We start from the raw sequence: 19,096 nt of genomic DNA on the forward strand, positions 1-19,096 counted from the left end.
GCTTCCAGCCAGCACGCGCACTGCACAACTCTCGCACTGCCCGACCCGACAGCCGCTTGGAGCGCGTATGCCCAATCGCTCCGCGCATTCGAGCAGCGTGCCGTCCTTGGGACCCCACTGGAACGAAATGCCCGATCGCTTGAACGAGACCGAGCAAGGGCCCAGGCCTTTTTCGAGCGTGTTCGTCGGCGAGATGAATACTTCGGTGTGAATGTCGAATTTTGGCACACCGAAGGAAACCAGGCTCCTCGTTGTCGACGTGACCATTGTATCGGAGCCGCATAGATAGAATCGCGGGCGCTCCATGACCAGTGAGGCGTCGATCTGAGCGGCATCGAGGCGACCGTGGACATCAAAATCGGCTCCAGGAACATCCGAAGCGCGTGGTCGACTATAGAAAGTTCTGACAACAAGTCTCGGCAACCGTTGTGCAAGAGCTCGAAGTTGGCGCTTGAATGCGTGCTCCGAGCCGTTCCTGTTGCCGTACAACAAGGTGACCGAAGGCATTTGATCGCCATCGAGCGAATTCAGAAGGCTCATAAACGGAGTGATGCCGATGCCTGTTGCCATCAGGATCAGCGGAACGGATGATACCGTCGGCATCGTAAAGGCGCCGCTCGGAGCCTCGACCTCGACCATATCTCCTACCTTCAAGGTCTCATGTATGAGAGACGAGAGTGAGGTTGAGGCGTCACTGGCGCCGGCTGACGCGCGACCCACACAGATCCTGTATTCCGATCGATTTCTGATGCCCGCCGCTCCGGTCAATGAATAGGCGCGCGTCAGAAGTTCACCGGTGTCGGGACGTGCCAGCCTGATACGTACGTACTGGCCGGGTTCGTAGTCGGGCAGCGCGCCGGTTTCCTGCGGTGACAGCGAAATGGCAAGGGCTGAGTCCGATTCCGCATGCCGATCCGACACGATGAAACGCCGAAACCCCTGCCATGAGCGGCTGCCCAAATCGCCGACACATCGGACGTCGCACGCGATCGCCCGATGGTTGACGGAGCCGCTGACCGGATCGCGTGTCTCGGCAGAGACGAGGCTGTTGAAATTGGAACTGGCCGCCCCTGTCAGCGCGTACGACTGCTTGCCGAGCGGTTCACAGGCCTCCCACCAGCCGAAGTCGGCGGCCAGTACGTCGGATGCGAGAGTATCGTCGATCTCGGCGACGAACCGCGTGGAGCCGTGACGGCTCGTGACTTCGACACTGTGCCCGTCGTTGATGTTCTTCAGGCGCGCAACACTCCCATGCAATCGGATTGTCGGTCGGCTGGCGCGTCGCCTGAGCGAGGCGATCCCGCGATGTTGACTATGGCAGAAGACGCCGTTCTTCATGCTGATCAGTGTGAACGGATAGAGTGACCGATCGACGTGCTCTTCCGCATGGATCGGCACAGGAGATTGATGATTTCGGAGCAGCAGTTCGGAGTAGAGTTCGACCCGTCTTGTTTCAGTCTGGAAGCCCGCCACGCGATCCCTGGCATCAACGTGGCCATATTTGCGTACGGCATGTTCGATCGGACGAACGATCTTGCCGTCATTCGCCCGCAGATCCTGGACGGTGATCCCGAGAGGAGCCAGCATGTAGTTCCAGCCAGCGTCGATGTCGCCGTGGAAGAACTTGTCGCCCATGCCCAGACGTTCAGCCAGGGCAAATACGATTTCCAGATCGGAGCGTGCTTCTCCCCGCGGGGTCAAGACGGCCGGGCGCAACTGAATCAGGTTCTGGGCGGCTTCACTAATGCCGAAACCGAAGCGTAGACCTTCCCGCTCCCATGGAGTGCTTGCCGGGAGCAGGACATCGGCATAACGGGCCACCGGAGTCTCTACGATGTCGGTGTGGACATAGAACTCTACGACCTCCAGCCCTCGGCGAATCTCGTCGGTGTCTCCCTGCGTGAGGAGATGATTGGATCCGAAGCCGACGAGCGCACGGATCGGATAAGGATCGCTGGTCACGATGGCGCGGTAGACGTCGAGCGGCTTCACGCGTCCTTCGGCTGCTGGTCCCATCGGACGGATGTCGCGTCCGAGCGTCTTGCACGATTGCGTCTCGACGAGGAGGTCCGTCGAGTCGACCTTGTTCGCGGGCTGCCTGCCCAGGATGCGGTTGCCACCGATCTCGTCGAACGATCCGCGAAGAGCGTAGAGCGTGGCGACCGCACGCTCTATTTGCGTCGCGTTGCTGCCTTGGCCAATGCCTGTCCAGGCGTGGTAGGCAATCTTGCTGTGGCTCGCCATCAGCGATGCGGCGGCTTTCAGCTTTGTGCGTGGAACGCCGGTTACCTGCTCGACCCGCTCGGGTGTCCAAGCGGCACAGGCCCGCTGGAAGTGATCAAAGGCAGGCCTGCACGCGATCGCTTCGCCGTGATGACCCCGGACTTCATACCGGCCGGTCAGGGCAAATCGGCGAGCGGTATCGACGTCAAGCAGGCGGGCCGCATCATAGATGCAAGGTTCGTCGGTCCGAACGTCCCACGCCACGAATTGCTGTGCCGTCTCGTCACCTTCGCGATCCCGGAGATCCCGCGCCCTTAGCAGCAGTCCGTCGGACTCACGCACGAGCATCGGCGCATTGGTCCACCGCCTGAGAAATTCCAGGTCGACCCCTCCTTCCTGGATCAAGAGATTTGACACGCCGAGCGCCAGAGCGGCGTCAGTGCCCGGTCGGACTTGGAGCCAAACGTCGGCGTCAATGGCGAGCGGGGTCGCTCGCGGATCGACGACGATCATGGCTGCGCCATTCGCGCGGCCGCGCGCAATTGCGTCCGCCTGAGCCAGCCAGGTGCTGGTGGGGTTGTGCCCCCAGAGGATAATCAGCCCCGCATGCGCATAGTCGGCAGTCGGCATGCCGACGCCGAAAGTGAACCGATGCGCCACGTCCCTGTGCCAATTGCAAACGTCAGTCGAACTCGCGATGTTCGGGCTTCCGAACAAGCGAACGAACCGATCAATCCATTCGATGCTGTCGGCGATACCGGTTCCGCTTTTCGTCGTTACAGCAAAAGCGACTCCTTCGGCCCCGTAGCGCTCCCGGATATCGAGTAACTTTCCCGCACAAAGATCGAGCGCCTCGTCCCAGGAAATACGTACCCACCCTGGATCGGGATCTGTCTTTGGCCGGGTGCGGCGCATCGGATAGAGGATTCGATTGTTTGCGGCCACGATCTCCGGACCGGCCCGGCCTTTTGGACAGACGGCGTGCCCGGTCGGATGGCCGGGATCATTTCGCACGGCGACCAGCCGGTCGTTCTCGACGACATTGATCGTTCCGCATTGCGAGCCGCACAGCGTGCAGAAGCTTCGGATCTCTCCCATTGCCGATTTCCGTGAGTGTAGCGCGCTCTTGGAGCGCTCTTTGACGCAAGCAATTGTTCCGGAGCGGCACAAAAAGTCGCGAGGTACGAACCGGTTGAGCCAGCAAGCATGTTCACCGACGAAGTACGTCGATCTTATGCCATGTTGACTAATCGGTCAACAAGTGTATCAATCCGCCATTCACAGGAGGGCGGGCATGGGTAATCTGCGACTGGTTCTTTTTGCCTGGATGGTGTCGTTTGGCGTGCACTGTGGCCAGCCCGCGTTCGCGGCCGACAAGGTCCAAGCCTTGATCGGGGTGCGAAATATGGATGAAGCGCAGGCGCCCTTCATCGTCGCCAAGTATCTGGGCTATTTCAGCCGGGAAGGGCTCGACGTCGATCTGCTGACCGTCGGCGGCTCGAACGAGATCGCAATTCAAGTCGCCTCCGGCAACGCCAATCTAGGTGCTGCGAGTCCTTCGCAGGCCGTGATCGGCATGCAAGAGAATTCAGCGGCGCCATTGGATGTCCGCTACTTCTACGACTACAGCTATCGCAATATCTGGTCCATGTCCGTGCCGGCGGACAGCAACATCAGATCGATCGCGGACCTCCGAGGAAAGAAGATTGGTATCCCTTCATTGGGAAGTGGAGGCGTCACTTACGGCAAAGCTTATGTGCGTTCAGCGGGGCTGGACCCGGACAGGGACGTTACGTTCATTCCGATCGGGGTCGGCTCCCAAGCCGTGAGCGCCGTTCGGCAAAAGATCGTCGATGCGATCGCGTTCTGGGATGTTGCCAACGTCCGGTTCGGACTCAGCGGCCTCGCTCTCCGGAATCTCGATGTCGGTGAGAATCTGGATGCGCTGCCGGATCTGTCGCTTTTGGCGAAGAACGACGTCATCAAGAACAATCCGCAAATGCTGATCGGATTTGCGCGAGCGGTATCAAAGGCGATCGATTTCACCAACGCCAATCCGGTGGCGGCCGTCATGATCACCTGGAAAGTCTATCCGGAGAGCCGTCCTGGGGAATTGGGTGCGCAGCAGGCCCTCGCTCAAGGTCTGAAGATCCTCGAGGTACGAAGTCCCGGGTGGAGAAGTGCCAAGACCAACGGAAAGAACGGTCTCTTCGTTGAAGAAGATTGGAAAAACTTGAGCAGCTTTCTGCTGGCAGGAGGGCAGATAGCCCGCCCCGTTCCGACTTCGCGAATGTACACTAATGACCTGATCGACGAGATCAACAACTACGATCGTGATGCCATCATCAGGCAAGCGAAAGAGTTTGACCTTGGATCGGTTCGTTAACTGGGCGATCACCGCGCTTGACGTAATGGCGGCTGGCGCGGTCGAGTGGATTGGGGTGCGCGGAGATATGACATGCGAGCCGTCCGATGACCGTGCATGCGTTTGTCGATCTGCGCATCGACATCATCCGCCTGCGGAAGATGGTCGAGTTCACCGGTGTGTTCGGCCGTTTCGCGATGGCGGCGCTGGCTAAATATCTCTAACGTCCGCTCGGCATGTTCACGAGTGCGGTCGGGCCTCAACCAGCCATCTTTGGGGGCTTCCCCAACATGGGCAAGTTCGAGCGGCGGCACGCCGCACGCGACAAGGATTCGGACCGGCCGGCCTAGAGCCTCCGAGCATCTTATCCTCGCCCAGGAAAGCCGTTTGATCTGGAGGATCGAGCAGCCGTCGCTTTCTGCTGCCACCTGAGGCTCAACTGTTTGCAAGCAAGACGCAGGCATTCGCCGTAGCTCAAATGGTGGGTTTTGGCGTTGGAGGATCAAAAACGCCTTATCTTCCAACGCGGATTGACTGACACTCTCTCCGCCGAGAACAAAAAACGCCTCGGACGTGGGGGACTTGAGGCCATCATCCAGGCTCCACTAGCAATCCAAGTCACGTGAACTGCATCTTCTATCTACGGAGGGGCAGCACCGACCCGAAACTGCCCCCGTTTCCTTCGAGCTTCCTCTCTCGCTTGGCGATCTTTTCGACCGCGTCCGCGAGATAATCGGGGTGATGATGACCGTAGGTATTGAGCAAGACGTCAAGCGACATGCCGAGGTAGCCCGCCGCCTGCCAGGGATCGGCGCCGCGCTGCATCAGCCAGGTCGCTGCCGTATGCCGGAGCGTATGGGGCGAAATACCCGCGCCAAAGCCGGCCAGTCGCACCGCGGTCTTGAACGCCGTCTTCACCGAGGTAACGGGCTTTCCATTGAACTCCACGAAGTGCTTTGCGTGATGATCGATCCGGTGCCACCGTCTGAGGTGCGCAAGCAGGCGAGGCGGGATCGGCACCGGCGGTTGCCGCTTGTTGGTCTTTGCGTCGCCCTGGCGGCGCCGGTAGTAAATGCCGCGCTCCAGATCGACGAACGCGCGGCCGACTGCCGGAATAGGTGAGGCCGCTGCGATCGCTCCGGCGCGGGAGCCGCTGTAAACGCCAATCAGGATGAACCGGGCGAGGTGACGCAAAGGCCGTTTTCCTGTCGCGACCTTTTGGCCCTTCAATGACCCCCGGGACATTCTCTGCATCTCGCGGTACCGCCAGCACGTCCAGATCAGCTTCGCGGCATGGGATCTCGTGAGCCACCGATCGCGGGGTTCGCCCTTTGCCGGCAACGTGATCTTGACGATACCCCGATGGTAGCCCTCCGCAGCGTGATGATTGATGGCGGCGCGCAGGTCTTCGAGATCGCGCCGTGAGCCTCCTTTGTTGCCGCGCTCCCTTGCGAATTGACGGCACTGCTCGCCGTCGACGTCAGCAAGCATTTTCGCGCCCCACCAGTCGTTCAGCCGACCAATCCGCTTCTTGAACTTGCGTATGCCGGGAATTGCCTCTTCTTGATCTTCGGCGATCTTGAATCGGTCGCGGAGCTTGGCGAGCTCGGCATCGAGATAGATCGAGAGCACATCGCCGATCGGGATCGATTCAATGTCCTGGGCCTTGCGCTTGGGGGTGTACTTCGATGCGATGTAATCCTTCAGCGTTTGCTCGGCGGCCGTAATTTCATCTGCAGCGCAGCCTGTGCCGATATCCCGGCCGTTGTCCCGGATGATCCAGGTTGCTCTATGGGTGACGTTGCCGGCCTTGTCTCGTCGGGCGGCTTTGAGCTGGAGCCGGGCCCCCTTGCTTCGACGCGGCATAATTCCCTCATTCGCTCAATATGAAAAAGTGTCGTGTAGTCCTTGCCGGCGATGCGCTCGATGATGAGTCGCCCGCGAGCGTTCTCTCGGCGCAATCCGGAAGCGGTCATCGAACCATCCGGGAATGCCACGGCCGCGGCCACAGAAAGCCGGAGAGGGTCGTGCTGGCCAATGGTCTCCCGGCGATTTGAGACGTCAGCCATGTTAGCGAAATCGCAATCTGCGAAGCACTAACGGTGATCGAGTTTCACGCGAACGCCATTGTTCTTTTTCTGGTCCCCTGAAGCGTGTGCTTGGCCTGAATTGCCGGACGAGGATCGGAGGCGCTGGTGCTCGCCCGCAATGATCGGGAGTACCGCGCCGCTCAGCGCAATCGCCAGGAGGCGTTCTTCCACGCGAGCTAGACGTCTCGAGGTCATCTGTGCCCATCGACACATACAATCGGCTCGTGGACGGCAGCTCAATTGCGACAAGCGGCAGTTTGGGCAGGCTAGCGCGGCTGCGAAGAAGGCTCGGGACAGGCGCGCCAACATTGTCCTAGATGCGGATGTCGATCACTTTTTCGATATGCTCCATCCGCTTTTGGGGCCAACTTAGCTTTGACTGGGTGATGCGTGCTCCTTCTAATTCACGCGCGCGAAGTCGGCTCGCTTAAGTGAGGCGATTGGCTCCCTCGCTGATCCGCTGGCTAAATACCGACAGTCTCACGACTCAATGACATTCGTCGGCTGCTCGATATGCCTCGCGCGATTCTACCAGGCCGGGCGTCTCGCCGATACTGGCAGATCTGACAGGTTGTGCATTGGCCTGACGCGCCGCCTGAGACGCTTGGTTCAGCGTCTTCGATGCGTTCAGTGTCCATCTTTGGCTCCTTCCGCGGACGACTTCCCTGCTTATGGACGTGACGACCTATGGGAAGCGCCCCGCCATCCGAAACCCTCGCCAGCTCCTTTTTTCCCCGCCGGCAGACCGGCTCCTCGCGGCCGCTTCGCTGCAAAGGCCGCTCTCTCGGGTGCGCCGCTGCGCTTCGCCCCGATGGGTTCAATGGCACTTCGCTCCCCATGACGGTCTCGCCATCGCGAGGGATCGGCCCTGCGAGAGCGAAGGAGACAGACCATGACTGCAATCGGATTCGTCACCCGCACGGACAACGGCGGCTACAGGGGTGAGCTCAAGACCTTGTCCATCCGCGCCCACATCGACATCGTTCCCAATAGCGGCAAGTCGACTGAGGCTCAGCCAGATTTCCGCATCATCGCGCACGGAGCCGAGATCGGGGCCGGCTGGATCCGGCGCATGGACCAACTAGCCTCCGGTCCATGCAGCATGGCGCCCGCCGATGCGGCTTATCCCGGCCTTGTCACGCGAAAATGCCGGAAACCAGTGCAATTCCGTCTTCTTCAGCACAAAATGCCGGGCGGCATACCAGATAGTTCTGTCGCTGAGATCGTTCGTTGGGCTGTCTTCGATCGAGATCCGCGCTCGGCGTTTGCGAAGGATCCACATCCTTCGCTTCCTCCCTGGACTTGGCCCGGCTCGTGCCGGGCCATTTTTTTGCTCGGCGGCTGAAGCGTTTGCGGGATCAGCTTGTCAGCCGGCTCAGCGCTGTGGGGCTCAGCGGCGTATGATTTTCTTGAGGATCTCTGTCAGAGTCCGAAATTCTTCTCGGGTCAATGGGGCAAATGTCTCGCCGGAAATCTCGCCAATGGTCTCGATCGCAGCGTCCGCCGTCCGCCTCCCTTTGTCCGTTAATTCGATCTGCCGTCGTCGTGGATCCAAAGGATCCTTGGAGCTCTTGATCAGCCCGCGCGATTTGAGGCGATTGATGACGCCAGTGATCGTTGCTGAATCATAGTGGATCAATCGTCCCAGGTGATTTTGAGAACATGATCCGACTTCCCTCAGTTTCGCCAGCGTCGAGAATTGGGGTGGGGTCAGTTCTTCGATCATTTTCGCGACAAAGATCGATGTGTGGGTACGGAGGGCTACGCGCAACAGGAATCCTGGCGCATCGTCCAACCTGTAAGATTGTGCGGCCTCTTTCGGCTTCTCCGTCGGAGCCATCTTGGTTTTCGGTTGCACGATTTTTCGTCCTCTTGCGGCACTTGGCCGTGGCTCGGCTTGAACAAAGCTGGATGGCTCGGCCTCGGAAGTCCCGAGTTGATCATTTGTCTACATTCGTTGACGCCAAGAATCCATGCCGCCTGACCGGGAGTCTGATCCGTCCCGGGCGCCGGAGGTATTATCACTTGTAGACAAGCGTAGTGCTTGCATACGAGTGATAATTGGGATAGGGGTTGAGGATTGCCCCCTGGGAGGAGCCGCGCAGGCTTTCCGACCATCGGGGGCGACCTCGCACCCCGGATCCGAGCATGTCAGTGACTGACAGCATGAGTGCCGTACGACCCGACCTCATCGAGAAGGTTACGGGGCGAGCAGAATACGTTACCGACCTCGTGATCCCGGGGATGCTGCACGGCTTTGTGGTTCGTTCGCCGGCTACTCACGCGCGCATCTCGTTGATTGACGTGAGCGTTGCCAGGTCCGTGCCCGGCGTCGTCGACGTGCTCATCGGAGCGGATGTCGTCTCGTTTGGTTGCTGGGGTGTCGTACTCAAGGACCGCCCGATCATGGCAGCCGACCGGGTCCGGTATGTGGGCGAGCCGGTCGCCGTGGTGATCGCTGAGACCATCGAGATCGCCGAAGCCGCCGCGGAACTCGTCGAGATCGCGTACGACGAACTCCCTCATGCAACGACCATCCGTGAAGCGATGATGGCGGATGCGCCGCTCATCCATGAGCATCACGACAACCTCGAAGACTTCTACTTCAAGGGAGGCGCCAGGCCGACCTCGAACAGCAACATATTCCACACATACAGGAATAACGTCGGGGATGTCGAAGCTGCGGAGGCAGTTGCGGCATACGTCCACGAAGACCACTTCACGTTTCCGGCGATCTCGCATTTCGCGATGGAGCCGCATGCGGTCATCGCCGACTTCCAGGGGGAGTCCCTGACGGTCTGGGCAGGTGCGCAGACGCCGACCGCGGTTCAGAAGGTGCTGTCCAGGCTGTTTGGCCTGGCGCTGGCCAAGGTCCGCGTGATCGTCCCGTTCGTTGGCGGGGGATTCGGCGGCAAGGCATCCGTCAAGATCGAGCCGTTGGTCGCCGCCGCGTCCTGGAAGGTGCGGCGCCCGGTTCGGGTCGCTCAATCCATGGCCGAGTCGATGCTCACCTGCCGAAGGCTCGGCGCAGACATCATGATTCGAACCGCGGTCGATGCCAACGGACGGATCCTCGCGAAGAGCGCCCGGCTTCTGCTCGACGGCGGCGCGTATTCAGATACGGGCTCGGCGGTCGCCACGAAATCGGCGAATCGCATCATGGGGCCGTACGTGGTGCCGAATCTGCGCCTCGAGGCATGTGCGGTCTACACGAACACCGTCCCGGGCGCGGCATTTCGCTCAATCGGCGGCCCGCAAGCCGTATGGGCCAAGGAATCGCACATGGATAATCTGGCTGCGGCAATCGGAATGGATCCGACAGAGTTCCGCTTGCTCAACTTGGTCCCGCGTGGCGAGCGCATCCGTCCCGATCTGCGCGCGCTCGACATGGACATGAGCGAGCTGATTGGCCGGGTAGCGCAATCGTTCGCATCCGAGACGAAGGCGTCCAACCGTCAAGCGCGCGGATTGGCCGTCGCCGTAACCGATCCGGCGAATACGCCGATCAGCAACGCGATCGTACGTCTCAAGATCGATGGGTCGGTCCTCGTTTCAGTCTCGAGCATCGAGGTTGGTCAGGGTGCGCACGCGACGATGGCCCAAATCGCGGCGCAGACCCTGAAGCAGAATGTGTCTGCGGTCACCGTCCTGCGCTCCGATACGGCGGTCGCCCCATACGACTGGGGTACCGGCGCGAGCCGCTCGACCGTCGTCGTTGGCCTCTCCGTCGAGAGCGCCGCTCTCGACGCGGCCGATCAGATTCTCGAAATGGTTGCCGAGGTCTGGGAGCTTCCCCGCGACAGCCTGTCACTCGTCGAGGGGGGCGTTGCGACCGGTTCAGAAGTTCTCACTTTCCATCAGATATTTCACCGCAGCCTGGGTGTCGATTCGGGAGAAGTCGTCGGCCGCGGCGCCATAACGCCGCGTTCAAAGAAGGGCTCCCTGGCCGAGTCACCTCTGTTCTGGGAGACATCCGCGGGTCTCGCAGAGATCGTCGTCGATGAAGAAACCGGCGAGATCCATGTTCCTCGGTACGCCAGCGCCGCCGACGTCGGTCGTGTGATCAATCGCGTCGCTGCGGAAGGTCAGGATGAGGGCGCCGCTGTCATGGGGCTCGGTCACGCGCTCTACGAGGCCCTCGAGTTCGAGGGCGGGCAACCCGTCAACGCGACGCCGATCGATTATTCGATACCGCGGATCTCCGACGTGCCTCCCTCGTTCGACACGATACTTGTCGAAAACGGCGACGGCCCGGGGCCTGGCGGCGCCAAAGGAATGGGCGAGGGAGCAATCCTTCCAGTCGCACCGGCGATCGCCAACGCGCTGTTCTCCACCTACGGCATCCGAATCACCGATCTACCAATGACACCCGAAAAAGTGTGGCGCGCGCTACAGAAGAGGAGCTGAATTCATGGAATTCAACATGTCGATGGCGGTGCCAGCGACGCCGGCGCAGCTTTGGAGCACGCTGCTCGACGTTCCGCGCATATCAAGCTGCATCCCCGGGTGCGAAAGCGTCGAGGAAATCCAGCGGCTTGCAACCTACAAGGCGACCGTCAAGCAGAAGATCGGTCCATTCAAGCTCGAAGTGCCGGCTGACATCATCGTTGAATCGATCACCGAGCCGTCTCACGTGCGCACCCGCGCTACAGGCCGCGACAAGATCACAGGAACGCGGCTGGCGGTTGTCCTCGACGTGACCGTCACGCAGGAAGGGTCTGGTTCCACATTTGCCGTGGACGCGAAAGTCGACGTGCAGGGCCGGCTTGCGACCATGGGGTTCGGCATCATCAAACGCCGGGTCGATCAGAACTTCGAAGAGTTCGAGAAGCGGCTCAAAGAAATGCTGGGCGCGGCCTGATCATGCTGCCGTCACCCTTCCAATTCGAGCGGCCTTCGACGATCGCCGATGCCGTGCGTGTCGTCGGAGATTCTGGCGACGGCATGTTCTACGCCGGCGGGACCGAGTTGCTGCTCGCGATGAAAATGCGCGTCATCCGTGCGGACCGCCTCATCGACATCAAGGGCATCCCTGGGCTCGATTGCATCGCCGTCAACGACATGAACGAGATCGAGATCGGCGCGCGCTGCACGCACAAGAAGATCAGCGGCGATTCCGTCATCCGCGAGCACGTGCCGGCGCTGTCATCGCTCTGCGCCGAGGTGGCGAACATCAGGGTCCGCAACGTCGGAACAATCGGCGGCAACCTGTGCTTCGGAGAGCCCCACGCCGATCCGCCGACGATGCTCGCGGCCTTGAACGCACGACTGGTGCTCGATGGATCCAAGGGCACGCGTGAAATTCACGCTGATGATTTCATCCGAAGCGAAATGGAAACTGTGCGCGAGCCTGACGAGCTGCTGAGAGTCATCGTGTTCCCACGGCCCGCGGGACCGGTAACTTATCGCCGGTTCAAGCATGGTGAGAGGCCCTCAGTGAACGTCGCGATGGCCTGGTCACTGAACGCCGGCGGGAGCACGATCAGAAGCGCCCGTGTGCGGGTCGGCGCGCTTGGTTCGCGGCCACAGCCTTTGACGGCCGTCGAAGGTGCCCTCCGAAACGTAGCGGTGGCAGAGGCCCGCCGGGCGATTGAGACAGCTCTTCCCGCGGCGCTGGATCAGCTTGAGGTCAACGCGGATCGGCATGGCGGGGCCGATTACAAGCGTCACCTTGCAGGCGTGCTTCTTCTGCGTAACGCCGATGAGGCGATCATCGCCGGGACGAGCTGGCTGAAATGACACAGGTGTTGGCCATCTCGTTCTCGTTGAACGGCAAGACGATCGCCGTCGACGTCCCGGCTCATGTGCTCTTGATCGATCTTATCCGAGATCGTTTGGGCCTGAAGGGAACGAAACGTTCCTGCGACATGGAAGTATGCGGCGCTTGCACGGTCCTTCTCGACGGTGAGCCGATCTCGAGCTGCACAACGCTCGCCGTCGATGTGGATCGGCGCGAGGTTACCACAATCGAGGGCGTGACGCCGCCGGACGGACTATCCCCGATCCAGGAGGCGTTCGTGCTTCATGGCGGTCTGCAGTGCGGCTTCTGCACGCCCGGCTTCATCATGGCGGTCACGGCGCTCTTGAAGACCACGCCACACCCGACAGACGCGGAAATCCGCCACTACCTGCACGGCAATCTTTGCCGCTGCACCGGTTACACCAAGATTTTCGAAGCCGTGAAGAGCCTTGCGGTCCAGCAGGTCTCGCAGGATGCCGGTTGAATCCGCGCGAGACAGCGCAGCTACCTTCTGGAGATATCATGAGTATTGATCAGGTCAAAAGAACGAGTGTCCTTATCGCGGGCGCTGGCATCGGCGGTCTGGCGATGGCGCTATCGCTGCTTCGACGCGGCATCGATTGCGACGTTTTCGAGCAGGCGTCCGAGTTGCGCGAGGTAGGCGCCGGCCTTTGGGTCTCCATGAACGGTGTGCGTGTTCTTCGTGATCTCGGTCTCACCGAGCAAGTCGAGCAGAACTGCATCGCGGCAGAGCGACGTTCCATCCGGCTCTGGAACACGGGTGAAACGTGGTCGCTCTATAATCGGAGCTCCGACGCGGCCCGGAACCAACCCTATCTTCTGCTGCGCGCGCATCTGCTGAAGATCCTTGTCGACGGTGTGCGGCGATTGAAGGCGGACGCCATCCATCTGAACGCCCATGTTGTCGGGTTCAGCCAGAGCGACGAGGGAGTTCGGGCGCAGTTCGCAGATGGCCGTGAGATCGAAGGTCGCGCCTTGATCGGCGCCGACGGCTCCCATTCGAAGGTTCGTACCGGTCTGATCGGCCAGATCGAGAGCCAGTACACCAATGCAATCGCCTGGCGTGGTCTTGTGCCGGTCGACCGCCTCGAGCCGCATCAGCGCGAGCCCGTGGTGTCTACCTGGATCGGGCCGACCGCGCATGTCACGGCATATCCGGTCCGTTGGCAGAACACGGAATTGATGACGTTCTCGGGTCAGGTCGATCGCAACGACTGGCTCCTGGAATCGTGGTCGGAGAAGGGCTCTGTCGAGGAGTGCCTGAAGGACTTCCTGGGCTGGCATCCCGACATCATCGCGCTCGTCAGCAACGTCGATAGCCTTCACAAATGGGGCCTGTTCGTGCGGCCTACGCTGGCTGGTTGGTCGCAAGGACGGGTCACGCTTCTTGGAGATGCCTGCCATTCGATGCTGCCGTATCTCGGTCAGGGGGTGAACATGGCGTTGGAGGACGCGTCTGTTCTCGCCCGCTGCTTCGAGCAGCAGCCCGACGATCTCGCGAGAGCTTTCCAGACATACCAGAGCCTGCGACTTGATCGCACAACCAGGGTCGTGAAGTCCGCTGCCGGGATGCTGCCGATCTTCCACAACTCGGCGCTGTGCAAGGCCGAAACGGCGGGAGACTACATCAGGACCCAGTGGGCGCCGGAAGCGACCGCCGCTCGTTACGACTGGATCTACCAGTACGACGCGACCGCCGTGCCTCTTCATTGACATCTCTCCTCCACGAGCACCGGTGCACAACGATGATCGGCAAAGAGCAGCCCTGGGACGACGTAATACCGCTCGAAGAGCGCGAGACCTATGCCATCGCAGGGTTGGGTGGCGCGGCTGGATTCGGCAGGCGGCCCGCGCTCTTGGTGATTGACGTGCAGTACCGCTCGGTTGGTGACCGGCCGATGCCGATCCGCGACGCGATCAAGCAATATCCAACCAGCTGCGGTGAGGCTGGTTGGCAGGCCATAACGCAGATTTCCGAACTGATGCGGTTGTTTCGCGGCAGAGGATGGCCGGTGATATTTCCGCATGTCGCCAGCAAGGTCAGCCATGACCAGGGGGCATTCGCGGCAAAAATTCCGGGCATCATGCAAATTCCGCCCGAGGGCTACGACTTTGTTCGCGAGGTGGCTCCAGAGCCGGGGGAACTGCTGCTGCCAAAGACGCAGGCAAGCGCATTCTTCGGCACCCCGCTGACGACGTATCTCGTCGGGGCCGGGATCGATTCGCTGGTCGTGACCGGCTGCACGACCAGCGGCTGCGTCAGGGCATCGGTAGTCGATGCGTGCGCGCTGAATTTCAAATCGATCGTGCCGAGCGACGCCGTCTACGATCGTTCGCCGACTTCGCACGCGGTCAACCTGTTCGATATAGCCAGCAAGTACGCAGATGTGATGCCGACCTCGGAAGCCATCGAGCGGCTTCGCGCGCTGGCGGATGATCGTACCAAGGATCGGCCGACATGAAGGTCGCCCCGGTCTCCGGTCTGCTTTACGGCGCTCATGTGCGTGCGAACGGCATCCGCCAGCATTACCTGCGGTTCGGCGGAGCCGGGCCCGCCATCGTCATCGTCCCGGGCATCTCGACGACGGCGGCACAATGGGCGTTCATCGCGGAACGTTTGTGCGTTGGACACGACGTCTATGTGCTCGATGTCCGGGGGCGCGGCCTTTCCGAAAGCGGACCGCATCTCAATTATTCGCTGGATGCCTGCGCCTCCGATCTGGTTTCGTTCGCCGAGGCGCTGGAAATAGGCACGTATACCTTGCTCGGCCATTCCATGGGGGCCCGCATCGGAATTCGTGCGGCGCGCTGGCGGCCATCGTCCATAAGGCAGTTGATCCTGGTCGATCCACCGGTCTCCGGCCCCGGACGTCGCGCCTACCCAAGTCCGATCGGACCTCTTCTCAAGCTGCTTCACAGCGCAAGCCTTGGGGAAGCGGACGCGGCGCTGCGAAGCCCGTCCGCGCCGCGCTGGCCCGAAAACCACATTCGCGCCCGGGCCGAGTGGATGCACACCTGCGACGAGCGCGCCCTGGTCGAAAGCCACAAGGGCTTTCATCACGATGACATTCACAATGACCTCGCCAACCTCAACGTTCGCACTTCGCTGCTCGTTGCGGGCAAAGGCGATGTCATCCGTCCCGAAGATGAAAGAGAGATTCAAAGATTGCTGCCGTCCATCGTGATCAGGCGACTGGAGAGTGCAGGTCACCAAATGCACATCGACGACACGGAAGGATTCCTTTCGATCGTCAATGACGTTCTCGCCTGACCGCCCAAAGGCCGGTCGGACGGTTGCAGATACATGCTTGGCAAAGAGGAGATAACTGAAGATGACCCGGCAACGCATCGATGTTGAAATGCTCGAACTCTTCAAGGCCGAGCTTGCACTTTGCAAGGTGAGGGAAGGCGAGGTCGTAGCCGTCCTGAGTGGCGGCGAGGATCAGTCGGAATATGCCCAGACATTCATGTTGGCTGCCCAGGGTCTCGGTGCGACAACCTTCCATCTCAATGTTCCCAAATACGGCCAGAGCAAGGTTGCGGGCCTGCAGGGTAGACACGCGCTGACAGGCAACCGGCCAGCGATCGACACGCTCAAGCGCGTGGATATGGTGATTGATCTTCTGGGTCTGCTGTTCTCGCGCGAGCAACTCGAAATTCAGGAAGCGGGCACGCGCATTCTGCGCGTAATGGAGCCGTTCCACATTCTCAAAAAGATGTTCCCGACCGAGGATCTCCGCCGGCGAACCGAGCTCTCACGAACGCTCCTGCAGTCAGCCAGAACCATGCGCATCACGTCGCCGGGCGGAACAGATGTGACCTACGGCCTAAAGCAATATCCGGTCATTTCCGAGTACGGATACACCGATGAGCCGGGCCGCTGGGATCATTTCCCGTCGGGATTTGCTTTCACGCAAGCCACGGATGGTGACGTCAACGGAACTGTCGTACTGATGCCAGGTGACATTCTCTGCGCGTTCAAGCGCCATGTTCAGTCTCCAGTCACGCTGACCATCAAGGACGGCTACATCGTCAACCTCAAGGGCGAGGGGACCGACGCGACGCTCATCAAGAACTATATCGACAGTTTCGGTGATCCACGCGGATGGGCGATCTCGCATATCGGCTGGGGATCGAATGAGCGCGCCGACTGGCACCATATAGCTGCATCTCAGCAGCTCGCGTCGGAGCATATCATGAACGCGCTTTCCTTTTATGGAAACGTTCTGTTCTCGACGGGGCCGAATACCGAGCTTGGCGGCACGAACGACACGCCGTGTCATCTCGACATCCCGCTCCGCGGCTGCAGCCTTTGGCTCGACGATGTCCATATCCTCGACAAGGGTGAGTTTGCCTATTCCGAGTTGAGGGCACCGGGCCGCTAGGCCTCGCCCGCCTGATCAAGACCTGGAGCCGCATCCGCGGTTCCCAATAACGCGGAAAGCGTTTCGGCAACGACCATCCACTGTCCAGCTCTTTCAACGGGAAACGCATTGCATGTCTAGAACCATCTCAGGCGCGGAAGATTACACGGCCAGGCAACGGTATTCGATCATGATCTCGGCGATGCTGGGATACATTCTCGACTTCTATGATGTCCTGATCTTTCCGTTTCTCTTGCCCGCGATTCAGCGGTCGATGTCGCTATCGTTGACAGAGATCGGCTCTCTGCAGGCCCTGACACTGTTCGGATCGGCGATCGGCGGGGCCCTGTTCGGCGTCATCGGTGATCGCCTTGGCCGGAAGACCTCGCTTCAGCTCACCATCGCGCTGTTCTCGGTCGCGGCGATCATTTCCGCGTTCGCATGGAATTACTGGTCGCTTGCGGTGCTGCGCTTCATCACCGGCATCGGTCTTGGCGGCGAGTATGGCATTGGCATGGTGCTTTTCAATGAGGCCTGGAAAAAAGGCAGCCGAGGCTTGGGTGCGGCTGCGCTTCAGGGCTGCGCCGTGATCGCATCGTCCACGGCTTCGATCGTCGGGATCTGGCTTATCGCGACGTTCAGCGACGAGTGGAGCTGGCGCATCGGCCTGCTGAGCGGCGGAGTGCCGATCCTGCTGATCATCTTCATTCGCTTCTTCATGCCCGAGTCGAAGATCTGGCTGGAGTACGAGGCGCAACGCAAGGCCGGTCCGGTTGCGGCCGCGGCCCGCACTCTTCCCCTTGCAGACTTGTTCCGCAATGGTCTGGCGCGGCAGACCGTCACTGCCTTCGTGTGGCTGATGAGCTACATGCTTTGCTACTACAGCGTAGTCTCCTTCATTCCGACGCTGTTGCTCCGGGACATGCACACGCCGGGCGATGTCGTTCGCACCACGGCCGTTCTTCTTTCCGTGGTCAGCGGCATCTGCTACCTCGCCAACGGCTTTTTCAACGACAGGGCTGGCCGCCGGCTCGGTGCTCTCGTGCCGGCGTTGTTTTGGGTCGGATCCCTGGTTGGCATGGCGGTGTGGGGAAGTCAGCTCTACGCCGGCTCGAAGACCGAGTGGCCGATGTTCTGGCTCTATATCGGTTTCGGTATTGGCAACGTTGCGCTCGGCGTGACGGGCGTCTGGATCTCAGAGCTTTATCCGGTCAACCTGCGCGCAACGGCGGTGTCTACATTCTATATGGGCGGTCGCGGCCTTGGCAGCATCGCGCCAGTGATCGTACCCCTTGCGGCTGCTCATTTCGGCGGAAGCCTGCTGAACGGCATGGTCGCCGTGGCCCTTCCTGCCGCAGCTACTTTCATTCTGGCTTCTCTTCTGCTTCCTGAAACACTCGGTCGCGATCTGTCCGCCAAGGGCTTCAAGGCCGACGCGGAATCGGAGCCTGCGATGAAGGCTGCGCCGGTCTCGAGCGTATGATGCACTTGTGAAATGACGCGCAGCCGGCGAGATGAGAGCTCATCGCGCTCATCTCGTCGGCCCGGCGCGGAAGATGGAATGCGTGATTGGGCCGTCGATACGGACAAATGACGTCTGATCGAGACACGCTCTGCAGCAAATCAAATGTTGGCCGGCGCCGTCTTCTTCATGCCTGCCGGTGCGCCGGTGGCAGGTGTTGTCGATCGGCCGATGCGCGGCGTCCTTGCCGACCTTGTCGCGGCCATGCAATAAATCCGCATCGGCAATCGGGTTTTCCACAGCGTGGAGATAAGGACGTATCGTCCGGAATTGGCAACGTCCGTGTGTCAGCCGCGACCTTCAGATCGGCAGGTCAAGTTGCGGCGCCGCATCGTCGCCTTGTAAGGACGAAAGCGAAACCCCCAACAGCCGGACTGACCTGGAAAAGGGTATCTCGTTCTGAAGCAGCGCGATCGACAGTCGTTCGAGTTCCGCGCGGCTCGAAACCGCGGCAGGTACCGACCTGCTGCGCGTAATGATTTCGATGTCGTTGAACTTTACCTTGAGGGTCACCGTTCGGCCACGCGCTGCCTTGTCTTCGCAGTGCCGCCAGACCTTGTCGATCAGTGGCTGCAGTTCGGCGGCCAACGTTTGGAATTCGGTCAAATCGCTGGAGAAAGTAGTCTCTGCGCCGACCGACTTCCGAATTCGATCCGCGCGGACCTCACAATTATCGACGCCCCTCGAGATCCAATAGTAGTACGCACCGGCCTTGCCGAAATTGGCCTGCATGAATTCGAGCGACTGACCCGATCACACCTTAGTCGCGGC

At 60.6% G+C, this 19,096-nt stretch carries 14 protein-coding genes and 1 pseudogene; 11 read left to right on the forward strand and 4 right to left on the reverse strand.

Translation table 11 applies throughout. The annotated features are described in order from the left end of the window. On the reverse strand, window positions 1–3,321 hold a 3,321-nt coding region (locus tag PMN64_RS34785), incomplete at its 3' end, for a molybdopterin-dependent oxidoreductase (RefSeq protein WP_411783984.1). 196 nt (window positions 3,322–3,517) lie between these two features. Here PMN64_RS34785 and PMN64_RS34790 point away from each other — a divergent pair. Then, window positions 3,518–4,609 (forward strand): ABC transporter substrate-binding protein, encoded by a 1,092-nt coding sequence (locus tag PMN64_RS34790; protein ID WP_411783985.1) that lies wholly within the window; start codon window positions 3,518–3,520, stop codon window positions 4,607–4,609. A 615-nt stretch (window positions 4,610–5,224) separates the two neighbouring features. On the opposite strand, the gene PMN64_RS34795 is transcribed toward PMN64_RS34790, so the two are convergent. Further along, window positions 5,225–6,454, reverse strand: coding sequence for a tyrosine-type recombinase/integrase (locus PMN64_RS34795; protein ID WP_028342737.1), 1,230 nt, complete (start codon window positions 6,452–6,454; stop codon window positions 5,225–5,227). A gap of 1,116 nt (window positions 6,455–7,570) precedes the next feature. On the opposite strand from PMN64_RS34795, the gene PMN64_RS34800 reads away from it, so the two are divergent. After that, a complete protein-coding gene (locus PMN64_RS34800) occupies window positions 7,571–8,023 on the forward strand; it encodes a DUF736 domain-containing protein (protein ID WP_035632290.1) in 453 nt (150 codons plus the stop codon). Window positions 8,024–8,068: 45 nt separating this feature from the next. On the opposite strand, the gene PMN64_RS34805 is transcribed toward PMN64_RS34800, so the two are convergent. Beyond that, window positions 8,069–8,536 (reverse strand): MarR family winged helix-turn-helix transcriptional regulator, encoded by a 468-nt coding sequence (locus PMN64_RS34805; RefSeq protein ID WP_244436026.1) that lies wholly within the window; start codon window positions 8,534–8,536, stop codon window positions 8,069–8,071. A 290-nt stretch (window positions 8,537–8,826) separates the two neighbouring features. On the opposite strand from PMN64_RS34805, the gene PMN64_RS34810 reads away from it, so the two are divergent. From PMN64_RS34810 to PMN64_RS34850, 9 genes are all read left to right on the forward strand, one after another. Next, window positions 8,827–11,085, forward strand: coding sequence for a xanthine dehydrogenase family protein molybdopterin-binding subunit (locus tag PMN64_RS34810; RefSeq protein ID WP_411783986.1), 2,259 nt, complete (start codon window positions 8,827–8,829; stop codon window positions 11,083–11,085). Window positions 11,086–11,101: 16 nt separating this feature from the next. Beyond that, window positions 11,102–11,539: a CoxG family protein gene (locus PMN64_RS34815; protein WP_245288816.1), complete on the forward strand. Its 438-nt coding sequence runs from the start codon at window positions 11,102–11,104 to the stop codon at window positions 11,537–11,539. A gap of 2 nt (window positions 11,540–11,541) precedes the next feature. Beyond that, a complete protein-coding gene (locus PMN64_RS34820) occupies window positions 11,542–12,417 on the forward strand; it encodes an FAD binding domain-containing protein (RefSeq protein ID WP_411783987.1) in 876 nt (291 codons plus the stop codon). After that, window positions 12,414–12,902 carry a (2Fe-2S)-binding protein gene (locus PMN64_RS34825; protein ID WP_411783988.1) on the forward strand — a complete coding sequence of 163 codons (489 nt, stop codon included), beginning with the start codon at window positions 12,414–12,416 and terminating at the stop codon, window positions 12,900–12,902. Before PMN64_RS34820 ends, PMN64_RS34825 begins: the two co-directional genes overlap by 4 nt. Continuing rightward, window positions 12,899–14,152, forward strand: a complete 1,254-nt coding sequence (locus tag PMN64_RS34830; RefSeq protein ID WP_411783989.1) for an FAD-dependent monooxygenase — start codon at window positions 12,899–12,901, stop codon at window positions 14,150–14,152. Before PMN64_RS34825 ends, PMN64_RS34830 begins: the two co-directional genes overlap by 4 nt. 32 nt (window positions 14,153–14,184) lie before the next feature. Next, window positions 14,185–14,901, forward strand: a complete 717-nt coding sequence (locus PMN64_RS34835; protein ID WP_411783990.1) for an isochorismatase family protein — start codon at window positions 14,185–14,187, stop codon at window positions 14,899–14,901. Next, on the forward strand, window positions 14,898–15,710 hold the full coding sequence (locus PMN64_RS34840) for an alpha/beta fold hydrolase (protein ID WP_411783991.1): 813 nt from the start codon (window positions 14,898–14,900) through the stop codon (window positions 15,708–15,710). The genes PMN64_RS34835 and PMN64_RS34840 overlap by 4 nt, the downstream gene beginning before the upstream one ends. Before the next feature lie 61 nt (window positions 15,711–15,771). After that, window positions 15,772–16,824 carry a leucyl aminopeptidase gene (locus PMN64_RS34845; RefSeq protein ID WP_411783992.1) on the forward strand — a complete coding sequence of 351 codons (1,053 nt, stop codon included), beginning with the start codon at window positions 15,772–15,774 and terminating at the stop codon, window positions 16,822–16,824. A 112-nt stretch (window positions 16,825–16,936) separates the two neighbouring features. Continuing rightward, window positions 16,937–18,286, forward strand: a complete 1,350-nt coding sequence (locus PMN64_RS34850; protein ID WP_411783993.1) for an MFS transporter — start codon at window positions 16,937–16,939, stop codon at window positions 18,284–18,286. Between the two features lie 339 nt (window positions 18,287–18,625). On the opposite strand, the pseudogene PMN64_RS34855 reads toward PMN64_RS34850, so the two are convergent. Next, window positions 18,626–19,072: pseudogene (locus PMN64_RS34855) on the reverse strand (DNA polymerase IV); the annotation flags it as partial. Window positions 19,073–19,096 lie beyond the last annotated feature (24 nt).

Source organism: Bradyrhizobium sp. UFLA01-814 (assembly GCF_046718885.1).
Classification (GTDB): domain Bacteria; phylum Pseudomonadota; class Alphaproteobacteria; order Rhizobiales; family Xanthobacteraceae; genus Bradyrhizobium; species Bradyrhizobium elkanii.